Raw genomic sequence first — 7,105 nt, 5'->3', positions numbered from 1 at the left:
TACGCGCAAATGCCTTCTTGCCTGCCTGGCAAACGTGAGTGGCACCCAGTGCATATATAAAGGTGCGATCGACAACCTCACCATCCACACGCACACCACCGGAATTGAGCAGGTCACGCGCAACAGCCGAGTTCTTCACCAGGCCTGCTTTATTAAGCACAGCAGCGATCGGCATATCCTCAGCAGCAGACAGTTCGATTTCCGGCAGATCATCCGGCAGCTCGCCATCCTTCATACGGTTGCCAGCACCGCGATGCGCATTCGCCGCAGCCTCTTCACCATGGAAGCGCGCAACGATTTCTTCGGCCAACTTGATCTTGATGTCACGCGGGTTGGCACCCGCCTCGACTTCGGCACGAAACGCATTGATCTCGTCCATGGACCGAAAGCTGAGCAGCTCGAAGTAACGCCACATCAGTGCATCCGGAATGGAAACCAGCTTGCTGTACATCACGCCCGGCGCTTCCTGAATACCGACGTAGTTGCCCAAGGACTTGGACATCTTTTTCACGCCATCCAGACCTTCGAGCAGCGGCATGGTCAGAATGCACTGGGGCTCCTGACCATAACCACGCTGCAATTCGCGCCCCATCAGCAAATTGAATTTCTGGTCGGTGCCACCCAGTTCGACATCCGCGCGCAGGGCAACCGAGTCATAACCCTGGACAAGCGGATAAAGGAACTCATGGATGGCGATGGGCTGATTGGTCGTATAGCGCTTGTCGAAGTCGTCACGCTCAAGCATGCGAGCGACGGTGTATTGCGAGGTCAGCCGTATGAAGTCCGCTGGCCCCATCTGATCCATCCAGGTGGAGTTGAAGGCTACTTCGGTTTTAGCCGGATCGAGAATCTTGAACACTTGAGTCTTATAGGTCTCGGCGTTCTCGAGAACCTGCTCGCGAGTCAGCGGAGGACGCGTGGCACTTTTGCCACTCGGATCACCGATCATCCCGGTGAAGTCACCAATAAGGAAGATCACCTGATGCCCCAGCTCCTGGAACTGGCGCAGCTTATTAATAAGCACGGTGTGTCCCAGGTGCAAATCCGGCGCAGTCGGATCGAAGCCAGCCTTAATACGGAGTGGCTGGCCGCGCTTGAGCTTTTCTACCAGCTCGGACTCGACCAACAATTCTTCTGCACCACGTTTGATCAGCGCTAGCTGCTCTTCAACCGACTTCATAACAGACCCGCAAGGCTCGAATTCAAAGGGAACCAACCATACAAGATCACGCGTCAAATACAAAATTTGGCCAGCGCAATGACGCCAATCCACCGGCAGAACGTCCGCGGACTTGCTTCACAGATGATTTGGTTATATTTTATACAGTTATTTCATCTTCATCATGTCATTCATCTTTTCCAATTCATCTTTTTCAAAGTCAAAACTACTTATGACCAACGAATCGTCTAAAGCGCCGCCGCTTTACCCGAAGACCCATCTGCTCGCAGCAAGCGGCATCGCTGCCCTCTTGAGCCTGGCGCTTCTGGTATTCCCTTCCAGTGATGTAGAAGCCAAAAAGACAACCTTGAGTCTTGAACTGGAAAGCCCTGCTGAACAACTGACACAAGATCAAGACGCTGCCGATGCAGCTCAAGCCACAAATGAGGCGGTAACTTCTCCTTTCGCCCAGATCGATAACGGCACCGAAGAGGTTCAGGAAACAGCTCAGGCCGCACCTGCAACTGAAGAGATCAAAAGCCCGAACCATCGGGAAGTGATCGTTGCAAAAGGCGACACGCTTTCGACACTGTTCGAAAAGGTCGGCCTCCCTGCCACCGCAGTGCATGAAGTGCTCGCCAGCGACAAACAGGCCAAGCAGTTCAGCCAGCTCAAGCACGGCCAGAAGCTCGAATTCGAACTCAACCCGCAAGGCCAACTGACCAACCTGCACAGCAAGGTCAGCGACCTCGAAAGCATTACCCTGACCAAAAATGACAAGGGCTATGTCTTCAACCGCATCACTACCAAGCCAACTGTGCGCTCGACCTACGCTCATGGCGTGATCAACAGCTCGCTGTCGCAATCGGCTGCACGGGCTGGTTTGTCGCACAGCCTGACCATGGACATGGCCAGCGTCTTCGGCTACGACATCGACTTCGCCCAGGATATTCGCCAGGGCGATGAGTTCGACGTGATCTACGAACAGAAAGTCGTCAATGGCAAGTCGATTGGCAACGGGCCCATCCTCTCCGCGCGCTTCACAAACCGCGGCAAGACTTACACCGCCGTTCGCTACACCAATAAACAAGGCAACAGCAGCTACTACACAGCTGACGGCAACAGCATGCGCAAGGCGTTCATCCGCACGCCGGTAGACTTCGCCCGCATCAGTTCGAAATTCTCCATGGGACGCAAGCATCCGATCCTGAACAAGATCCGCGCCCACAAAGGCGTTGACTATGCTGCACCGCGCGGCACGCCAATCAAGGCAGCGGGAGACGGCAAGGTATTGCTGGCCGGCCGTCGTGGCGGTTACGGCAACACCGTGATCATTCAGCATGGCAACACCTACCGCACGCTATACGGACACATGCAGGGTTTCGCCAAAGGCGTACAGACCGGCAGCTCCGTCAAGCAGGGTCAGGTCATTGGCTACATCGGCACCACCGGTCTTTCCACCGGTCCACATTTGCATTACGAGTTCCAGGTCAACGGCGTACACGTAGACCCGCTGAGCCAGAAACTCGCGATGGCCGACCCCATCTCCAAGGGCGAGCGCTCGCGCTTCCTCGCCCAAAGCCAGCCACTGATGGCGCGCATGGATCAAGAGAAAGCCACCATGCTGGCTTCGAAGCGCTAAGCAATGCCGCTCTATATAGGTGTGATGTCCGGGACCAGCCTCGATGGCCTGGACATTGCGCTGATCGAACTGAATGGGGCGATCAAGCTGATCGCCACGCATTACACTCCGATGCCTGAATCCCTGCGCGCCGAGTTGCTGGGTTTGTGCGCCACCGGGCCTGACGAGATTGCCCGCTCAGCCATTGCCCAACAGCACTGGGTGAAGCTCGCGGCAGATGGCATTCATGCCCTTCTGAATCAACACAACCTGAAAGCCCAGGACATCCTGGCGATTGGCAGCCATGGCCAGACCATCCGCCACGAGCCGGCACGCGGCTTCACCGTCCAGATTGGCAACCCTGCCCTGCTGACAGAACTGACCGGCATTACGGTCGTAAGCGACTTTCGCAGTCGAGACGTAGCGGCCGGCGGCCAAGGCGCACCTCTGGTTCCTGCATTTCACGAAGCACTCTTTGAAGAACAGGCAGGCAATCGTGCTGTGCTCAACATCGGCGGGTTCAGCAACCTCAGCCTGATCGAGCCCGGCAAACCGGTGGCCGGCTTCGACTGCGGCCCTGGAAATGTGCTGCTCGATGCCTGGATTCACCAGCAACGAGGGGAAAACTTCGACCGCAACGGCCAATGGGCCGCCAGCGGCAAAGTGGAACCTGTGCTGCTCAAAGCACTGCTCAGTGACGCGTTCTTCGTGACCAAAGGCCCTAAGAGTACCGGCCGCGAAGTGTTCAACCTGCCATGGCTGACACAGCATCTTTCCGGTCTGCCACCGTTTGCCGCTGAAGATGTGCAGGCGACGCTGCTGGAGCTGACCGCGCTGACCATCATTGAATCGCTGCAAAGCGCCCAAGCGGATACCCGGGAGTTGCTGGTGTGCGGAGGTGGCGCGCACAACGCTAAGCTTATGGCGCGCCTGGCCAGCCTGCTGCCGAACGCAACGGTCAGCAGCACCGCTACGCACGGGGTTGACCCGGACTGGGTCGAGGCCATGGCTTTCGCCTGGCTGGCCCATTGCTGCCTGGAAGGCATCGCGGCCAATCGCCCGAGCGTCACCGGTGCTCGCGGCCTGCGGGTACTCGGCGCCATCTACCCGGCCTGAAGCCAGACAGCAAAACGCCGCAGGACCCGGAAGTCTTGCGGCGCTGGATACTGCCTTGAAATGCGATCAGATCGAGAACGAAGAACCGCAACCACAAGTGGTGGTGGCATTCGGGTTCTTGATGACGAAACGCGAACCCTCCAAACCTTCCTGGTAATCCACCTCGGCACCTGCCAGGTACTGGAAGCTCATCGGGTCAACGACCAGGCTCACGCCCTCGCGCTCGACGATGGTGTCATCATCGGCCACTTCCTCATCGAAGGTGAAGCCGTACTGGAAACCTGAACAACCACCGCCCGTAACGAATACGCGCAGCTTCAAGCGATCATTCCCCTCTTCATCGACCAGACTCTTCACCCTGTGCGCGGCACCGTGGGTGAATTGCAAAGCCGTGGGGGTGAAGGATTCGACGCTCATGCTAACTATCTCCCGGCGTTACGCCGCCATAATGCGTGATGACGCGCATTATCCGCTTCTCCGAGAAAATTGGTCAACTATTTGGGGAGCAGCGGCAAGCTTTGAGCTGCAAGCTTCAAGCTGCTCGCCGACAACTTGCAGCTTGCAGCTTGGCGCTTGGCGCTTGGCGCTTGAGGCTGATGTCAAGGCAACATACCTGCATGGGACAAGCCCAGACGCTCATCCAGACCGAACAGGATGTTCAGGTTTTGCACCGCCTGACCGGACGCGCCCTTGACCAGGTTGTCGATCACCGACAACACCACCACCAGGTCACCGTCCTGCGGACGATGCACAGCGATACGGCAAACGTTGGCGCCTCGCACGCTGCGGGTTTCCGGGTGGCTGCCCGCCGGCATCACATCAACGAAAGGTTCATTGGCATAACGTTTTTCAAACAACGCCTGCAAATCCACCGAGCGGTCAACCACTGTCGCGTAAAGCGTCGAGTGAATGCCACGGATCATCGGAGTCAGGTGAGGCACGAAGGTCAGACCGACGTCCTTACCCGCTGCACGCCGCAGGCCCTGGCGAATCTCGGGCAGGTGACGGTGACCTTTGACGGCGTACGCCTTCATGCTTTCCGACGTTTCGGAATACAGCGAACCTACCGAAGCACCACGACCGGCACCACTGACGCCGGATTTGCAGTCCGCGATCAAGCGCGTGGTATCGACCAGGCCAGCTTCAAGCAATGGCAGGAAACCCAATTGGGTGGCGGTTGGATAGCAACCCGGCACGGCGATCAAACGAGCCTGCTTGATCTGCTGGCGATTGACTTCCGGCAAGCCATAGACGGCTTCTTCCAGCAGTTGCGGGGCGCCATGCGGCTGGCCGTACCACTTGGCCCACTCGTCAGCGTCCTGCAGACGGAAGTCCGCCGACAGGTCGATAACCTTGGTCCCGGCCGCCAAAAGCTCGCCGGCCAGTGCATGGGCCACCCCATGAGGCGTGGCGAAAAACACCACATCGCAGGCGCCCAACGTCTTCACGTCCGGAACGCTGAATGCCAGGCCGTCGTAATGACCGCGCAGATTGGGATACATATCGGCCACGGCCAGGCCGGCCTCGGATCGGGAAGTGATGACGACCACTTCAGCTTGCGGATGCTGTGCCAACAGACGCAGCAGTTCGACACCGGTGTAACCCGTGCCGCCGACGATACCGACCTTGACCATAAAACTGCCCTCAACGAACCCACTGGAAAGCCGTCGATGATAGGGGCGGCGAGCGCCTGCGACAACCGTCAAGGTGACGTGCGGGCGCTCAAGCCTCTACTATTCGGGCTACCGTGAACCTGGGAATAATCAAAAATGCTTTATCTGTGGCTCAAAGCGCTTCATATCGTCAGCATAGTCTGCTGGTTTGCCGGCCTGTTTTACCTGCCGCGCCTGTTCGTCTATCACGCGCAAAGCGCAGACGCCATTAGCCAGGAACGCTTCAGCGTCATGGAGCGCAAGCTGTACCGCGGCATCATGGGGCCGGCGATGATTGCCACGCTGATCTTCGGCATCGCGCTGATTGGCCTGAACCCGAGCATCTTCAGTCAAGGCGGCTGGATTCACGCCAAGTTGACGCTGGTGGTGATCCTTATTGGCTACCATCACATGTGCGGCGCGCAGGTGAAACGCTTTGCCCGTGGCGAGAACACCCGCAGCCATGTCTTTTATCGCTGGTTCAATGAAGTGCCGGTTCTGCTATTGCTGGCTATCGTAATTCTGGTCGTCGTTCGACCGTTCTAACTTTAATCAGCCACCCCGGGGTACTGCCAATGTCGCTGCCTGCCTTGCTCGAACAACGCCTGCGCCTGCCCGTCGTGGCGGCGCCGATGTTTCTGATTTCCAATCCTCAATTGGTACTCGCCTGCTGTCGCAACGGCGTTGTCGGCAGCTTTCCTGCGCTGAACCAGCGCGAGAGCAGCGGCTTCAAGGCCTGGCTGGAAGAAATCGAAGCAGGCCTGGCGACATTGGAGAATCCCGCACCCTATGCGGTGAACCTGATCGTCCACAACAGCAATCCACGACTGCAAGCGGACCTGCAAATCTGCATCGAGCACAAAGTGCCGATTGTGATCACCAGCCTTGGCGCGGTGAAAGAGCTGGTCGATGCGGTTCACAGCTATGGCGGACTGGTTTTCCATGACGTAACGACGCGTCGGCATGCCGAGAAAGCCGCCGAGGCCGGCGTCGACGGTTTGATCGCTGTCGCGGCGGGCGCTGGGGGCCATGCCGGCACCTGGAGCCCGTTTTCGCTGGTCGCCGAAATCCGTCAGTTCTTCGACAAAACACTATTGCTCGCCGGCTGCTTGAACCATGGATACGAGATTCTCGCCGCGCAATTGCTCGGCGCGGATCTGGCCTACTTTGGTACGCGCTTTATCGGCACTACTGAAAGTCATGCACCTGACGCCTATAAAGACATGCTTCTGGCGTCTCGCGCCGCGGACATCATTCATACCCCTGCGGTGTCGGGTGTCCCTGCAAGCTTCATGCGGCAAAGCCTGGAAGCCGCCGGTTTCGACATGACGGCGCTGCAAAACAAGGGAGACGTCAATTTCGGTTCCAAGCTCAAACCCATAAGCGACGAGGCCAAGGCCTGGAAAACTGTCTGGTCCGCCGGACAGGGAGTTGGCGGGATCAACGACGTGCCTGGCGTAGATCAACTGGTCGCACGGCTGGACGCGGAGTACCGCAAGACCCTCGAGCTTTCGACACAGCTTGCGACACGCTGGCCACGCTAAGCGGAAAACTTGG

At 58.0% G+C, this 7,105-nt stretch carries 7 protein-coding genes (1 of these 7 cut by a window edge); 4 read left to right on the top strand and 3 right to left on the bottom strand.

Translation table 11 applies throughout. The annotated features are described in order from the left end of the window. On the bottom strand, positions 1 to 1,180 hold the 5' portion of the coding sequence (tyrS, locus tag AB4N64_RS27710; protein WP_460126881.1) for a tyrosine--tRNA ligase. Its footprint begins 20 nt before the window's first position; only the first 1,180 of its 1,200 coding nucleotides appear in the window; it begins with the start codon at positions 1,178 to 1,180; its stop codon lies beyond the left edge, outside the window. Positions 1,181 to 1,391: 211 nt separating this feature from the next. On the opposite strand from tyrS, the gene AB4N64_RS27705 reads away from it, so the two are divergent. Next, positions 1,392 to 2,801, top strand: a complete 1,410-nt coding sequence (locus tag AB4N64_RS27705) for a peptidoglycan DD-metalloendopeptidase family protein (RefSeq protein WP_460120401.1) — start codon at positions 1,392 to 1,394, stop codon at positions 2,799 to 2,801. 3 nt (positions 2,802 to 2,804) lie between these two features. Beyond that, positions 2,805 to 3,896 carry an anhydro-N-acetylmuramic acid kinase gene (locus tag AB4N64_RS27700; RefSeq protein WP_460120399.1) on the top strand — a complete coding sequence of 364 codons (1,092 nt, stop codon included), beginning with the start codon at positions 2,805 to 2,807 and terminating at the stop codon, positions 3,894 to 3,896. A 66-nt stretch (positions 3,897 to 3,962) separates the two neighbouring features. Here the strand turns inward: AB4N64_RS27700 and erpA are convergent, their stop codons facing one another. Both erpA and argC read right to left on the bottom strand, forming a co-directional pair. Next, positions 3,963 to 4,313 (bottom strand): iron-sulfur cluster insertion protein ErpA, encoded by a 351-nt coding sequence (gene erpA / locus AB4N64_RS27695; protein WP_460120397.1) that lies wholly within the window; start codon positions 4,311 to 4,313, stop codon positions 3,963 to 3,965. A 182-nt stretch (positions 4,314 to 4,495) separates the two neighbouring features. Continuing rightward, the gene (gene argC, locus AB4N64_RS27690) at positions 4,496 to 5,530 is read right to left on the bottom strand and encodes an N-acetyl-gamma-glutamyl-phosphate reductase (RefSeq protein WP_460120396.1); all 1,035 of its coding nucleotides are present in this window, start codon (positions 5,528 to 5,530) and stop codon (positions 4,496 to 4,498) included. A 135-nt stretch (positions 5,531 to 5,665) separates the two neighbouring features. Here argC and hemJ point away from each other — a divergent pair, with 135 nt between their 5' ends. Then, positions 5,666 to 6,094 carry a protoporphyrinogen oxidase HemJ gene (hemJ, locus tag AB4N64_RS27685; protein ID WP_460120395.1) on the top strand — a complete coding sequence of 143 codons (429 nt, stop codon included), beginning with the start codon at positions 5,666 to 5,668 and terminating at the stop codon, positions 6,092 to 6,094. Positions 6,095 to 6,123: 29 nt separating this feature from the next. Continuing rightward, complete coding sequence (locus AB4N64_RS27680) at positions 6,124 to 7,092, top strand: NAD(P)H-dependent flavin oxidoreductase (RefSeq protein ID WP_460120392.1); 969 nt, start codon at positions 6,124 to 6,126, stop codon at positions 7,090 to 7,092. Positions 7,093 to 7,105 lie beyond the last annotated feature (13 nt).

This window comes from Pseudomonas sp. S2_C03 (assembly GCF_054668405.1).
The sequence above is the reverse complement of the archived record's forward strand: the minus strand, read 5'-3'. Positions and strand labels throughout refer to the sequence as shown.